14 protein-coding genes are annotated in these 13,282 nt (G+C 32.5%); 9 read left to right on the forward strand and 5 right to left on the reverse strand.

Annotation, left to right across the window (positions count from 1 at the left end):
- The 4 genes from AB5359_RS01955 (at window position 1) to AB5359_RS01970 (ending at window position 4,994) form a co-directional block, all read left to right on the forward strand.
- Window positions 1-1,458 carry a glycoside hydrolase family 1 protein gene (locus tag AB5359_RS01955; protein ID WP_048686659.1) on the forward strand — a complete coding sequence of 486 codons (1,458 nt, stop codon included), beginning with the start codon at window positions 1-3 and terminating at the stop codon, window positions 1,456-1,458.
- A gap of 22 nt (window positions 1,459-1,480) precedes the next feature.
- The gene (locus tag AB5359_RS01960; RefSeq protein ID WP_048686561.1) at window positions 1,481-3,367 is read left to right on the forward strand and encodes a PRD domain-containing protein; all 1,887 of its coding nucleotides are present in this window, start codon (window positions 1,481-1,483) and stop codon (window positions 3,365-3,367) included.
- Window positions 3,368-3,560: 193 nt separating this feature from the next.
- Complete coding sequence (locus AB5359_RS01965) at window positions 3,561-3,986, forward strand: HIRAN domain-containing protein (RefSeq protein ID WP_048686562.1); 426 nt, start codon at window positions 3,561-3,563, stop codon at window positions 3,984-3,986.
- Between the two features lie 90 nt (window positions 3,987-4,076).
- The gene (locus tag AB5359_RS01970) at window positions 4,077-4,994 is read left to right on the forward strand and encodes a M48 family metalloprotease (RefSeq protein ID WP_048686564.1); all 918 of its coding nucleotides are present in this window, start codon (window positions 4,077-4,079) and stop codon (window positions 4,992-4,994) included.
- Window positions 4,995-5,152: 158 nt separating this feature from the next.
- On the opposite strand, the gene AB5359_RS01975 is transcribed toward AB5359_RS01970, so the two are convergent.
- The gene (locus AB5359_RS01975; protein WP_048686566.1) at window positions 5,153-5,992 is read right to left on the reverse strand and encodes a hypothetical protein; all 840 of its coding nucleotides are present in this window, start codon (window positions 5,990-5,992) and stop codon (window positions 5,153-5,155) included.
- Window positions 5,993-6,115: 123 nt separating this feature from the next.
- Here AB5359_RS01975 and AB5359_RS01980 point away from each other — a divergent pair, with 123 nt between their 5' ends.
- Complete coding sequence (locus tag AB5359_RS01980) at window positions 6,116-6,556, forward strand: 8-oxo-dGTP diphosphatase (protein WP_035429893.1); 441 nt, start codon at window positions 6,116-6,118, stop codon at window positions 6,554-6,556.
- Between the two features lie 29 nt (window positions 6,557-6,585).
- On the opposite strand, the gene AB5359_RS01985 is transcribed toward AB5359_RS01980, so the two are convergent.
- On the reverse strand, window positions 6,586-7,239 hold the full coding sequence (locus AB5359_RS01985; RefSeq protein WP_048686568.1) for a hypothetical protein: 654 nt from the start codon (window positions 7,237-7,239) through the stop codon (window positions 6,586-6,588).
- Between the two features lie 189 nt (window positions 7,240-7,428).
- Here AB5359_RS01985 and AB5359_RS01990 point away from each other — a divergent pair, with 189 nt between their 5' ends.
- The 3 genes from AB5359_RS01990 (at window position 7,429) to AB5359_RS02000 (ending at window position 9,314) form a co-directional block, all read left to right on the forward strand.
- The gene (locus AB5359_RS01990; protein ID WP_020807046.1) at window positions 7,429-7,833 is read left to right on the forward strand and encodes a hypothetical protein; all 405 of its coding nucleotides are present in this window, start codon (window positions 7,429-7,431) and stop codon (window positions 7,831-7,833) included.
- Between the two features lie 77 nt (window positions 7,834-7,910).
- Window positions 7,911-8,294 carry a DUF1828 domain-containing protein gene (locus AB5359_RS01995; protein WP_039156353.1) on the forward strand — a complete coding sequence of 128 codons (384 nt, stop codon included), beginning with the start codon at window positions 7,911-7,913 and terminating at the stop codon, window positions 8,292-8,294.
- Window positions 8,295-8,510: 216 nt separating this feature from the next.
- Window positions 8,511-9,314, forward strand: a complete 804-nt coding sequence (locus AB5359_RS02000) for a Rib/alpha-like domain-containing protein (RefSeq protein WP_048686570.1) — start codon at window positions 8,511-8,513, stop codon at window positions 9,312-9,314.
- A 101-nt stretch (window positions 9,315-9,415) separates the two neighbouring features.
- Here AB5359_RS02000 and AB5359_RS02005 read toward each other — a convergent pair whose 3' ends face one another.
- Window positions 9,416-10,735 carry an APC family permease gene (locus AB5359_RS02005; protein ID WP_368280137.1) on the reverse strand — a complete coding sequence of 440 codons (1,320 nt, stop codon included), beginning with the start codon at window positions 10,733-10,735 and terminating at the stop codon, window positions 9,416-9,418.
- 274 nt (window positions 10,736-11,009) lie between these two features.
- Here AB5359_RS02005 and AB5359_RS02010 point away from each other — a divergent pair, with 274 nt between their 5' ends.
- Window positions 11,010-11,651 (forward strand): NAD(P)H-binding protein, encoded by a 642-nt coding sequence (locus AB5359_RS02010; protein ID WP_048686573.1) that lies wholly within the window; start codon window positions 11,010-11,012, stop codon window positions 11,649-11,651.
- A gap of 74 nt (window positions 11,652-11,725) precedes the next feature.
- Here the strand turns inward: AB5359_RS02010 and AB5359_RS02015 are convergent, their stop codons facing one another.
- Window positions 11,726-12,337 (reverse strand): DedA family protein, encoded by a 612-nt coding sequence (locus tag AB5359_RS02015; protein ID WP_003648690.1) that lies wholly within the window; start codon window positions 12,335-12,337, stop codon window positions 11,726-11,728.
- Between the two features lie 8 nt (window positions 12,338-12,345).
- Complete coding sequence (locus tag AB5359_RS02020) at window positions 12,346-13,272, reverse strand: nucleoside hydrolase (RefSeq protein ID WP_048686574.1); 927 nt, start codon at window positions 13,270-13,272, stop codon at window positions 12,346-12,348.
- Window positions 13,273-13,282: the final 10 nt, after the last annotated feature.

Genomic DNA, 13,282 nt, shown 5'->3' on the forward strand with positions numbered 1-13,282 from the left:
ATGCGGAAAAACAAGTATCCATATTTTTCTAAAAATTTTCTTTGGGGTGGAGCACAAGCAGCTAGTCAAGCTGATGGTGCTTATCAAGAAGATGGTAAAGGTTTAAATTCATCTGATGTCCAACCTTACTTAAAAGGTTTATCAAATGCTGAAATTCAAAAAATTGAAACAGAAGGAATGACAGTTGAACAAGTAAAGAAGAATTCCGAAGATACAACTGATTATTATCCAAAGAGATTTGGAATTGATTTTTATCATACTTACAAAGAAGACTTAAAACTTCTTGCGGATGCAGGTTTTAAAACTTTTAGAACATCTCTAGATTGGTCAAGAATTTTTCCAAATGGGGATGATGAAAAACCAAATGAAGCTGCTTTAAAGCATTACGATGAAATGATTGATTACATGATAAAGTTAGGTATTGAACCAATTATTACTATGAATCACTATGAAACGCCTATTAATATTACTTTGAAATATGTTGGTTGGCCAAATAAAGCAGTTATTCCGATGTTTGAAAAATTTGGTAAAGTTTTACTCGATCGTTTTGGCGATAGGGTAAAGTACTGGATTGTAGTTAATCAAATCAATATGGTCCAGATTGAACCATGGCTTTCTGTCGGAGTAGCTAGCGATCAGTACGATAATATGCAAGAAGCATTGTATCAAGCTATGCATAATCAATTTGTAGCAGCTGCAGCTATTCAAAAATATGCAAAATCATTACATAATCCTAATCTTCATATTGGAACGATGGTAGCTGATGGAACTGTATATCCAGCAAGTAGCAAGCCAGACGATATAGTTTTGGCTATGCAGCAAAATCGTATGCAATATTTTGTTACAGATGTTCAATTTAGAGGAGAGTATCCCAAGTTTGCATTGAATTATTTTGCTGATAATGATATTCATCTTGAAACTACTGAAGAAGAGTTAAAGCTAATCAAAGATAATCCGATGGATTTTTTAGCTATTTCTTATTACTATTCTAAGATGGTCGATTCTACGAAGAATGAAATGCAACCGGCAGACACTAGTGACAATCCTAACCTAAAGCAAAGCGATTGGGGATGGGCAGTAGATCCACAAGGATTATACAATTCACTTTCTCAATATTATGATCGCTATCAAAAACCAATTATCATTGCTGAAAATGGATTTGGGGCATATGACAAATTAGAAGATAATCATGAAGTTCATGATCAGTATCGTTCCGATTATTTAAGAGCGCATATTGAACAAGTAGGGCGCGCTATTCACGATGGAGCTGGTGTAATTGCTTATTGTGCTTGGGGACCAATTGATATTGTCTCTTGTTCTTCACAACAAATGTCTAAGAGGTATGGCTTTATTTATGTTGACTTAGATGATGAAGGAAAAGGTAGCGGTAAACGTTATTTGAAGGATAGTTATAATTGGTATAAAAATGTAATTTCTTCTAATGGCGCCGAGATCTAGTTAGAAAGTGGGATGGTTGTCAATGAGTAAGAGAGATAACTTATTAAAATACTTACAGAAAAATCCAAGTTGGCATACATCTCAAGAATTAGCCATCGAAATTGGTGTTTCTAGTCGAACAATTAAAAACTACATTAATTTTTGGAAAGCAGAAAAATATCCAATAGAATCTGGCATTAAAGGTTATAAGTTAAAATATAAAAAAGTTTCTGAAAATGAAAAGACTGTAGTTTCTACTCAGAGTAGTTCTAAGGAGAGAATTAACTGGATTATTAATTATTTCATTACAAAAGATTCAGTAATTAATTTTTATGATCTTGCAAGCAAATTGTATGTTAGTGAAACTACAATATTGCAAGATTTAACGAAGGTAAAAAATAAGGTAGCCTCTTTTGGAATGAAGCTAGAGAGACATGGTGATAACTTTGAGTTGATCGGGGACGAGAGAAGAAAGAGAAGTTTGTTGAGTGCATTAATATATGAAGAAACTTCTGGAACCTTTATGAATCAAGAAGTTATTCAAAAGAATTTTGAGGATATTGATGTTAGCTTGCTTCGAAAAATAATCTTAGAGTCATTTAATCAACGAAATATTTATCTTAATACTTTTGATTTGAATAATATTCTTTTACATTTTGTGATTGTAATTGAAAGATTAAAACATGGACATGTAATATCAAAGACTAACTTTGAAAAAGATTCTAACATTAACAATAAAAATGTACTCGCATACAAAATTGTGCAATCAGTTGAAAATGCACTTTCAATAAAGTTTGAATTACCAGATTTTAAAGAATTAGAATTAATTGTTGAGGCATCTGTTATTGACAAAAGTAGCAATCTACATAATAAAATTAAGCCAGAAACAGCAAATATGGTAACAGATTTGATTAGCTATGTTTGGAGCAATTATCATATTAATTTAGATAATGATAATTTCAAGGATCGATTTGCCCTTCATTTAGATCGTTTAATTGCAAGAGCCCGTCAGGAAAAGATTCAGCATAATCCCATTGCGACTAATATCAAAAATTCGTCGCCTACTATTTATGAATGTGCAGTAATTATAGCAGACAGAATATCTCAAAAGCTGAATATAACTATTGATGATAACGAAATCGGATATATTGCAATGCATATCGGAAATGCAATGGCAGAACAAATTTCTGATAAACAAAAATTAGCTGCGGTTATACTAATCCCCCAGTATTATGACAATGCAGCTGTGTTAACAAGAAAGATTCAAAAACATTTTGCTCAATATATCAATATTAAAGATGAAATTTATGATCCTATTCAATTGCATGCAAGGAAACTAAAAATAGATCTCATTATCGCAGTTGATACAAATTATGTTGACGAAAAAATAAGTACGGTTAATATTTCACAATTTTTCTTAAAAAATGATATCCAGAAATTAACGATTGCAATTGCTACTAAGCAGCATCAGCTTAGAAAGGATATCTTTCAAGAAAATTTGTTTAAGTTTTTTAATAGTGAAGATTTTGAAAAAAGTGATGAAATTACTAATATAGATGATTGTTTCGATTTAGTTGGTTCTAGATTTTCTAAAGAACGAGTCGTTGATAAGAATTTTAAGCAGGCGTTGTATAATCGTGAAAATATGTCGAGTACAGCATTTGGTAGAGTTGCAATTCCGCATTCGTTAACAATGTCGGCTAACAAGAGTCGTGGCTTTATTATTATTAATCCGCGTGGTATTAAGTGGAGTAATAACAATGAAGTATATTTAGTTATTGCCCTCGCGATTGATCCTGATAATAAGAAGTTGTTTAGGGATGTATTTGATGAATTATCAAACATTGTGACAGATATTAATAATGTGAGCCAATTAGTTCATTGTAATAGCTACAGTGAGTTTATTATTAAATTAGTCGATTTATTGTAATATTTAATAATTTAAAAAATCTATCAGTTTAGCAAAATTAAACGCTATGCTGATAGATTTTTATATTAATATGAATAATATATTTATATAAAATATTAGTTTTCAAATTGAATAATTGATTTAAAAAATTTATAGTAAGCATAGGATTAGAAGTTATTAAATAGATATAATTTAAAAGGAGGTCGACCGGACAATGAGTATTTATAGAAATGACGATATTTTAATTACAGACTTAATGGATAGAATTGATAAGTTAGAAAATCAAGTTACTGATTTGAAAAAAGTCTTTTATAAACAATCTGGAGAAAGTCACACCACATTTCTATATGGTTGTGAAGTACGTGGTTCTGATTATTTACATCTTGAAGATAAGGTAATTCCTCGGCTAAAAGAGAATGATCCCGTTCTATTAATACGTGAGGCTGATAATAAGTACGATAAAAATGCTATTTCTGTAGCTACACCAGCTGGGCTAAAATTAGGTTATATTCCACGTGAACATAATTTAATTTTTAGTCGTTTGATTGACTCTGGTAATCTTTTATTTGGTCGAGTAAAAAACTTCCATTGGGATGGTAAAAATTTGGAGTTGGTAATCAAAGTTTACTTGGCAAATTAGAATATTTTAAATAAGGTAAATAAATATTTTTATTAAAGGTTTTTGGTAATTAAACTCATAGACTTTTAGCATAAATAGTTGGAGTGGGAAATGCTATATAAACAAATAGAACAAAATAAGCGGAATACATGGATCATTTTGGGATTGTATGCTGCTTTATTACTTATATTAAGTATTTTTCTTGGAATGATTTTTACAAGATATGTTGGGATTGGATTTTTTATCATTGGTCTGATCTATATTGCACACGTATATTTTGATGCCACGCAGCATTTAATGAAAGTTACGAATGCGGTTGAGATTACTAAAGAAAGTGATCCTGAAATATACGAGCTTGTTGAGGAACTCTGTCTAGCAGGAGGCTTACCAGTTCCTAAAATTTACATTACTCCTGATTCAGATCCGAATGCTTTTGCAACGGGACGCGATCCTGAACATGCAAGTTTGGCTCTTACGCAAGGGCTGTTGAGCATGATGAACAAGAAAGAAGTGCAAGGCGTTATCGGACATGAACTTTCTCATATTAGAAATTATGATACACGCATTACAGTTTTAGCTAGTGCTTTGACCAGTTTAATTACCATAACTGGGATTGGAATCGTATTATTTGGTTGGGGAGTATTGACTAGTGAAAGCAAGGGCTGGCTAGGACTGATTATTAAATTTTTTGCAATGTTTTTAATTATAGTTGGTGGGATTATTTCGATTATTGGTATTCCACTAGCTAAGTTATTGTTTTTACTAGTTTCGCGTCAGAGAGAATATTTGGCCGATATAGGTTCAGTTGACTTAACACGTGAACCAAGCGGATTGATTTCAGCTTTGTCTAAACTGGAGAAAATGGAGGAAAGTGAATCAACACCAGAAATTAATTCTCAAGATTTAGCTTTGGAGCATTTATATTTCAACTTACCGCATCCATGTAACTGGATTGATCGACTATTTTCTGATCATCCTCCGCTAGATAAGAGAATAGAGCGGTTGAAGAATAGCGATAAGATTGAGTAGAAGAGAGGACCAGCATCATTTTTTGATGTTGGGTCTTTTTGTTTTATTAATCAAAGTAATGGACTGATAAATCAAGGAACTTTTAGTTTTCTCTACGCCAGGGGAGCCACCAAAAAAGGATGTTTCTATACACCGGAAACATCCTTTTTAAAGTACACTTATTTACCAATCAATTGTTGAAAATCGCTAACCAATTTTTGAAAAGTTGCATTCAAATTTTGCATAAATTCATTTTGATTATTTTTCATTTGATTCAGCAAAGAATCAGCTTGATTAGGATTTTGTTTGATCTGATCAATCGTAGAGCCCAATTGATCAATTTGATTTTGCAAGGCTTGATTATTAGCTGCATTATTTTTCAATTGTTGATTTTCGTTCTTAATTTGATCTAATTGATTCTGCAATTCTTCCTTATTTTGATTTTGCTTATAATTATTGATTGCATTCTGCAATTCTTTGTTTTGCTGCATTAGTTGCTTGTTTTGCTCTGACAAATTATCTAACTTGCTATTAGTATTATTGAGCGCATTACTTTGAGCTTGTTCATTTTGAACAGTATCATTATGTGCTTGGCAGGCTGAAATTCCAAAAATTATTGCAATTAGTAATACAAGAACGCCAAGTACAATATAGACAACTTTTTTCTTGCTTTTCTTTTTTGAACTAGGTGTTTGAGATGGGGTCTTATATTGTGGAGCAGGAGTAGGTTGCACTGGAGGGCGAGTAGTACTATTTACATTATTCTTATCAGTGACCCAGGCTTGAATTTTCTTAGTTGCATATTCGTTATTAGAACCAATTGCAGTGATGATTACCGGATAAACGCCTGCTTCTGAACGGTTAACAGCCTTTTTATTAATACTTAAATTATCATTTGAAATAAGCTGTCCATTTTCAGTTACAGTCAACTCTAATTGAGAAATTATCTCTTGGTTAGTTAAGTTTTGGTTTAGTGGCCATGTGATAGAATCAACACGGGTATTAATTTGCAAAGTCATTTTTAATTCCTTCTAAAACTCTAATCTATGTATATTAATTATACTAATAAATAAGTATTTAGAAAAATGAATCGATAGTAGTAAAATAAAACTTAATTATTATAGAAAGTGAAACCTTAAATGATTAAACGTTCTGAGCCTGTAACTTTAACTAATATGTGTATGATTAAGAAAAAAGATAAAATTTTAGTTCTTGATCGAAATGATCCTGTTTGGCCTGGTTTAACGTTTCCCGGTGGCCACGTTGAATCGCATGAGTCTTTTCATGATTCTGTAGTTAGAGAAATAAAGGAAGAAACAGGCCTCTTAATTAAGAATCCGCACTTAGTTGGAGTAAAACAATTCTTTGACAAAAATGATGAACGATATTTAGTATTTTTTTATGTAGCTACTGAGTTTACTGGAACAGTAAAAGCTTCTGATGAAGGAAAATTGACCTGGATGACAAAGGAAGAATTGACAAGTAAAAAATTAGCCTATAATTTTGATCACGATTTGCCAGTTTTCTTTGATAAAAATTTAAGCGAACATTTACTAGATGGAAAAATAGATCAAACCTACTAAAAAAAGCACTCAACAGAGTGCCTTTCATATTAGTCATTTTGAACATCTTCGCTTGATTCGCTTGAATTAGAATCATTATTCTGAGTAGTTGGTGATTGCTTTTCTTCAGTTGAAGGTGAAGCATCATTGGATGAAGAACTTGAAGTTGATGTACTTGGTTCTGATTTAGAATTACTTACAGCTGAATTTTGATGGCTTGAATCGGTGTTATTATTAGTTGACCAATTATTACTGTAATAGTAATTGCTTTTTGGAGTGTAATAACTATAATTTTGACGAGGAAGAGTATATAAAGAAGTACCAAAGTTTGATTTTAAGCTTCTATTGGTTTCAGTACTGTTTTCGTGCTTAGAATTATTTAAAGATGGAAGAGCTGAACTGGAACTTTGAACTTCTGAGCTTGAGTTATTTTCATTCTTATTAAGGGTGTCAATTTGATCATCCATCTTTTTATTTTCATCTTTAGACTTATCTTTATCTTTTTTCTTTTTATCTTCGCTCTTCTTTTTAGGCTGTTCCACTTTCTTATGTGACTTCTTATGAGAAGAAGATTGAATGATTGCATAATCATCCGCGGAAGACTTATGTTTAGGTTCCACTAAGTTATTACGGCAACCTGCAAGTAACAAAAGACCACAACTTAAAGCACCAACAATTAACTTTTTCAAATTAAATTCCTCCACTTAAAACTTCCTTTATTATAACCAAAATTCTCGATATAAGATAGCAAAATTAGGCTATTTTAACTTTATATGAAAATAATATATATTTTTCAAATTTAGAAGCTTAAAGAACAAATTCGGCGAGAGAAAAGATATAATAGAAAGTGTAGTTAATTAATTTGTTAAATAAAGAAGTTGGAGGTCAAGCTTATGTATGATCTTGAAGACGTTATGATGAAATCTTTTAGAGATGATAATGGAATCAGTTCTGCATTTTCTATTGAGCCAGTCGATGATAATGAGTACCGGGTTTCTACTAATGTTGTCGATGGGTTAAATGATATGATCCACTTTAATTTGATTGTATATCCTAATGGAACTTATGCTTTAAATGATCGTGTTTTCACCGCTAGAATGATTGATGATAATATTGGAAGTTTTTCAAGTATTGCGGCTGATGTTGCACGTTTAGCTAGTGAATTTGGCGTTTTGCTTGATGATCGTGGTGAATTAACTCGTGATTATATCAATAGTCGCGATTTGAGGAGTGAAGTTAATAACTTTACTCAATTATTGAATCGAGTAGTTGAGTTTGCTCAACTTAATAGATATTAAAGAAGTCACTATAATCAGGCTTCTTTTTTTTTGCCATTTTAGGTTATAATTTGTTGAAAATAGGGGAGTGATAAAAAATGGAAGAATCTGAATTAAAATTAATTAAACATGCTTCATTCGACTGGTTAAAACAAAATATTCAATTTATTCAAGCTGGAGAAGACATTGAAGTTGCAACACCGCTAATTGGCGCCTATGGTGATTTAGTGTATTGCTGGATCGAGAAGGAAAAGGATGGAGCATACCGAATTACAGATGATGGTGGAACATTGTTCAAATTAGATCCAGCTCAAGAAAATTTTGATTTACTTGAAGAAGCAGCTGATATTGTAATTGGTGCTGGTTTTGAATTTGATGAAGATAATTCAGAAATTTATCAAATTGTTGATCTAGAGAATATGGCACAGACTTTGAGCGATCTAACTCAGTTGCAAGTTGCTTTAACTTATCTAGCTAGTTAGAAAAATATCTCATCGTGATCTCAAGTATAAACTTTGGCTTTTAAAAATAGATATGATATAAAGATAATGAAAGCGCTAAAAGTAGCGATTTCTTAAAATATTACAAAGAATGTAAAAAATCTATTAATTTGTAATATTTTTGTAAAACTACTGTATAATAAAAGTAAATAGAACAGCAAGTTAAAGTATAGCTTACCTTGCTGAGGAGCGTGAATTATGATGAGACAAATTAAGAAAAGAAACATAATGACTGGTTTAGGAGCAGCAGCGTTGCTGGCTTCTTTAAGTTTAAATGGTACTGCTTTTGCAGCAAGTACTGATAGTGCAAATGCAGGTGCTGAGCAAGCAAAGACTTATCAAACTCAGCTTGAGCAACATAAAAACTTACAAGCTTATACTAATCCTTTATCAGTTAAAACTTTAACCACTACCAAAGGCGTTTTACCAGATGCAACAAGTGGTATTTCTAATTGGAGTACAGTTCCAGCTGGTACAGTTGCCAACTGGGATAAAACTCCTGAAATTAACAAGGTAGGTACTAGTTACGGCACTGTTTATGTGACTTTTCCTGACGGATCAAGGTCAAGGCTTGCAGTTTATGTAACTGTTAAAGATACTGCTGTAAGTCAAGATAGCAAGGCAAGCAAGAAAGACTTAAATAGTGGTTCTGCCACTTCAGCTACTGATCAGCAAGATAATGCTTCTAAGCAAACTACTAGTGTAGAGAAAGATGTAGCTAAAGAAAATACAAGTAAGAATAGTAGCGAAAAAACTAATAAAGATGTAGTAGTGAAAGATCTTGGTTCTACTACGGTAACTGAAAAGAATGTCAGCGTAGTAAACAATACTAAAGATAATAAGAAAAATAGTAAAAAATCTTCCAATCCTGTTTCAGTAGCTACGCAATTACCAGAAACTGAAGGAAAGGCTGTTAACCCGTTAGTAGTAATTGGTGGGTTACTAGTAGCAGCAATTGGTGCAGTTGCTATCTTCGGCAAAAAGATAAAAAATAGACTTTAAGAATAGTATAGAGATTAAAAAAAGAGCTTGCGATTTAAAATCGTAAGCTCTTTAATTTATCCAAATTTTTATTTTATATGTCTTAGTTTAGCTAAGAAGTTTTAATGCTCTTTTTCTAATTTTTCATCTTTATCAATAAAGAAATAACATGCAGCAGCAAATACAGCAACTACTGCGCCTAAAAGTAATGTCTTTGGCGTAAAATTGGTTACCATATAGCAAGAAATAATTAAAGCAATAATTGGAATGGTGTATTTCCCAGGAAGAGAAAAACCATGAGTTGGATATTCATTACTGTGCTTAAACTTAATAACGGCTAAAATTGATGGCACATACTGAACAAATGATGCTAAAACAGTACATGAAACAAGGAATAGGTAGCTTTGAGTAGCCAAGGCAGCAGATAGGATTGCTGTGAAAATAATTCCTACCCAAGGTGCATCATGCTTATTTTTCTTTCCAATCCATTTTGGTAACATTCCATGTTCATTAGCAAGAGAAGCAATTAATGATGGAGTATTAAATGATGCGCTGAAAGCAACACCAAAAATTGAAATCAGCATTCCAATAATCATGAAAGCAAAACCCCATTGACCAACGCCAGTTTTTAAGGCACTAGCTAGAGGATTAGAATAAGATCCTAATTTTTGACCACTTAAACCAATTGCTACTAAAAGCATTAAGCAATCAAGAATTGTGACACTAGTCATTACGGCAACCAAAACTCGAGGAATATTCTTTTCTGGATTATTCATTTGTTTTGCAGCAATCGGAATAAATGAAAAGCCAGTAAACAAATAAAAGATTGGTGTAAATGCATCGCCAAAATGTTTGAAGAATGGTGTAACACCGGTTAAAGCCGCATGCGGAATTACGGGAGTGAAGTTTGATTTTTTAATGAAGAAAGCTCCGATGATAATAAAGACAATTAAAGTAATTATCTTTGCAGCTGCTGAAATATTATTAACAATTTTTACCCAAGATCTACCAAAGAAATTAATAACTGAAAATAATAAAATTAAGAAAATAATACTACCAATATAGACAGCATTATTTTTGAAAATCGGCAGAAAACTCTTGAGGACAGTAAGTAAAGCTACTACTTCAGCTGAAAGAGTTGTACAACCTAAAAACCAAGTGAAAATGCCGAGTTCATAACCAGCAAAGCGACCAAAGGCATTATAGGAATAAAGCCATGCTGCTCCTGATTGTGTAAAACGGCTTGATAAGTCAGCATAGCACAAAGCAATCATGCTGACAGTGACAGCAGTACATAGAAGAACAAGAATTGCTGTTAGGTTCATGTAACGATAAATTACAGAAGGTAGCAGAAAAGTTCCTGATCCAATGACCGCATTAATACCTAAGAAATATATTGATATAAAGGAGAGTTTCTTAGGTACAGAATTATTATTAGTCATGTTTTTACCTCTCTATCTAGTAACGTTCTCCTTTATCTATTGTAATGCTTTGAAAAAGTAAATCTATACGAAATTTAAAGAAAAGCTAATAAAATCAATAACAAGTGGTTGACTTATTAATAATAAGTATTACTATTAAATTGTAAGTAAGGATAGCTAGGTAAGGAGAAAATTATGACTGAAATTATTCAAGTTTGCACTTTAGCTAAATAAGAATTTGAGATGCTTTTATTAGAATTGAAATTATGATTTTTATAATGTGAGGAAAATAAAAATGACAAAAATTGCTATTTTAGGTGCTGCTGGTCAAATTGCTCAATTAGTTGAGCCAATGCTATTAAAGAAGAACGATATTAATATGGTTTTATATCTACGTCATCCTAATAAGTTAAAGCAAATTAATGACGCTAGAGAAAAGGTAATTAAGGGAGACGCAAGCAATTTTAATGAGTTAAAAGAAGCTTTGGCAGATGTAGATCTCGTTTATGCAAATTTAGCTGGTTCAAATATTGAAGATCAGGCAAAAACTGTAGTTAAAGCAATGAATGCAAACGGTATTAAACGTTTGATCTGGGTCTCTTCCTTAGGAATCTATGATGAAGTGCCTGGTAAATTTGGAGAATGGAATAAAAATATCTTAGGCTCATATTTAACAACTTATCGGGCAGCTGCTGATCAGATTACGGCAAGTGATCTAGATTACACCATTATTAGACCAGCTTGGCTAACTAATAAAAATGAAATTAATTATGAGAAGACTGTTGGTGCCACAACTCCATTTAGGGGAACTGAAGTATCACGTTTAAGTGTAGCGGATTATATTGCTGATTTAATTGAAAATCCAACCAAGGATGTTAAGGCAAACGTTGGATTAGATAAAGCAGGTACTGATGGTGACAAGCCTGCTTGGTATTAAAAATTAAAATTAATGAAACGTAAAAAGAACGGTCATGACCGTTCTTTTTGTGTATTATATCTACAATATAAATCCTACTTCTTGATTCTAGTTTTGTACCATTTAATCCCGAAGTAAATAAATAAAATTAATAAAAGGGCAATAATTACGAGCGTGTAGTCATCGAAGATTCTGACTACAACTTGCCAGTTTTTTCCCATATAGTGTCCTAATCCAACTAAAACACTGTTCCAAACTAAACTTCCCAAAGTAGTTAAAATTAAAAACTTAGTCCAGCCAACATGGGCAATACCTGCAGGAATGGAGATTAAACTTCTAACAACTGGAATACAGCGACCATAAAAAATTGCGCCAATTCCGTGTTTGTCAAACCAGTTAATCGCTTTTTGTGCATCGTCTTTTTTGAAACCTAGAAGTTTAAATAGTTTAGTTTCAAGTAGTTTCTCTAAGCGCGGTAAGGTTAGATTTCTACTAATTGAGAATAAAATAATGGCTCCAATAACTGAACCTAGAGTAGACGCAAGGATAACTCCAATTAGAGTTAACTTTGTTCCACTAACTAAGAAACCTCCTAGTGTCAAAATTACCTCAGAGGGAATTGGAGGGAAAATATTTTCAACGGCAATTAAAAGAATAATGGCAATATAGCCAAAGCTTTCGATAAATTGTGTTAACCAAGTTGTCATCTATATATTTATTGTCTTTCTAAAATTTTGTCTATTTTTTCAAAGAATGAATCTTTATCTGCTTTTGTAACTTCAGTAATTTCTTTTCCATTAGGATCAATGAACATTCGTCCACTTGCTAAGCCTGATGTGATTACATTAGCTTTTACCTGACGAGTTTCAACAAGCTCAGGATAGAGTGCTGACATAGTTGTTAAAACGTCCCACAAGTATAGCTCTGCATTAGGTACAGAGATAATTAGACTGTATCCTAAACCAACTAAGTCGATAGCTGGATATTTTCTTAAACTTGCCCAGTGCTGCCGAAGTTCATCAGTTAATGGAAGTTCTTCAGTACTTTCAAGACCAACCATTTGAATCTTAAGGTCTGAATCTAAAACGCGTTTTACAGCTTCTGGATCCCAGAAAGCATTCCATTCCTGTGTTCCGTCTGCATCGACACTAACTACATTGCCATGTCCATCTAATGAACCACCCATCCAGTAAACTTTATCAATCTTTGACTGAATAGAATCATCTTCATCTAAAGCTCTTGCTAAGTCAGCAATTGGTCCTGTCATGACTAAGGTAACTGGTCCATCTGCCTTTTTTATTTTATCAATCATGTCTAAATGAGCAGGCAAAGCAGCTTCTGGTGTTTTAATTTCTCCACTTTCATTTAGAATAGGGAAGTAATTAAAGGAATAAGTTGCCATTCGCCATTCTTTTGGAAATTGATGAATTGCACGTGAATTTGAGCGAGCTACTTCTAGCTTGTCGCCGCGTAAGTTAAATTTATCTACCATTTTTCGACAAGCTTCTACTGCTGGATCAATATATCCGTCACCGTCAATTGCGCTAATTCCAATTAGTTTGATATCAGGTGTTTGCAATAGTAAAAGAAGTGAGACCAAATCATCGATGTTTCCATCATGATTAAAATAAATATTTTTCATTTATTTGCGA

This window comes from Lactobacillus sp. RTP31084st1_F9_RTP31084_210423 (assembly GCF_040919545.1).
In the GTDB taxonomy this organism is placed as follows: Bacteria; Bacillota; Bacilli; order Lactobacillales; family Lactobacillaceae; genus Lactobacillus; species Lactobacillus paragasseri.

Bases quoted from the DNA above. Each gene is read 5' to 3' on its own strand.
- AB5359_RS01955 (WP_048686659.1), top strand. From the start codon at position 1: ATGCGGAAAAACAAGTATCCATATTTTTCTAAAAATTTTCTTTGGGGT.
- AB5359_RS01960 (WP_048686561.1), top strand. From the start codon at position 1,481: ATGAGTAAGAGAGATAACTTATTAAAATACTTACAGAAAAATCCAAGT.
- AB5359_RS01965 (WP_048686562.1), top strand. From the start codon at position 3,561: ATGAGTATTTATAGAAATGACGATATTTTAATTACAGACTTAATGGAT.
- AB5359_RS01970 (WP_048686564.1), top strand. From the start codon at position 4,077: ATGCTATATAAACAAATAGAACAAAATAAGCGGAATACATGGATCATT.
- AB5359_RS01975 (WP_048686566.1), bottom strand. From the start codon at position 5,992: ATGACTTTGCAAATTAATACCCGTGTTGATTCTATCACATGGCCACTA.
- AB5359_RS01990 (WP_020807046.1), top strand. From the start codon at position 7,429: ATGTATGATCTTGAAGACGTTATGATGAAATCTTTTAGAGATGATAAT.
- AB5359_RS01995 (WP_039156353.1), top strand. From the start codon at position 7,911: ATGGAAGAATCTGAATTAAAATTAATTAAACATGCTTCATTCGACTGG.
- AB5359_RS02000 (WP_048686570.1), top strand. From the start codon at position 8,511: ATGATGAGACAAATTAAGAAAAGAAACATAATGACTGGTTTAGGAGCA.
- AB5359_RS02005 (WP_368280137.1), bottom strand. From the start codon at position 10,735: ATGACTAATAATAATTCTGTACCTAAGAAACTCTCCTTTATATCAATA.
- AB5359_RS02010 (WP_048686573.1), top strand. From the start codon at position 11,010: ATGACAAAAATTGCTATTTTAGGTGCTGCTGGTCAAATTGCTCAATTA.
- AB5359_RS02015 (WP_003648690.1), bottom strand. From the start codon at position 12,337: ATGACAACTTGGTTAACACAATTTATCGAAAGCTTTGGCTATATTGCC.
- AB5359_RS02020 (WP_048686574.1), bottom strand. From the start codon at position 13,272: ATGAAAAATATTTATTTTAATCATGATGGAAACATCGATGATTTGGTC.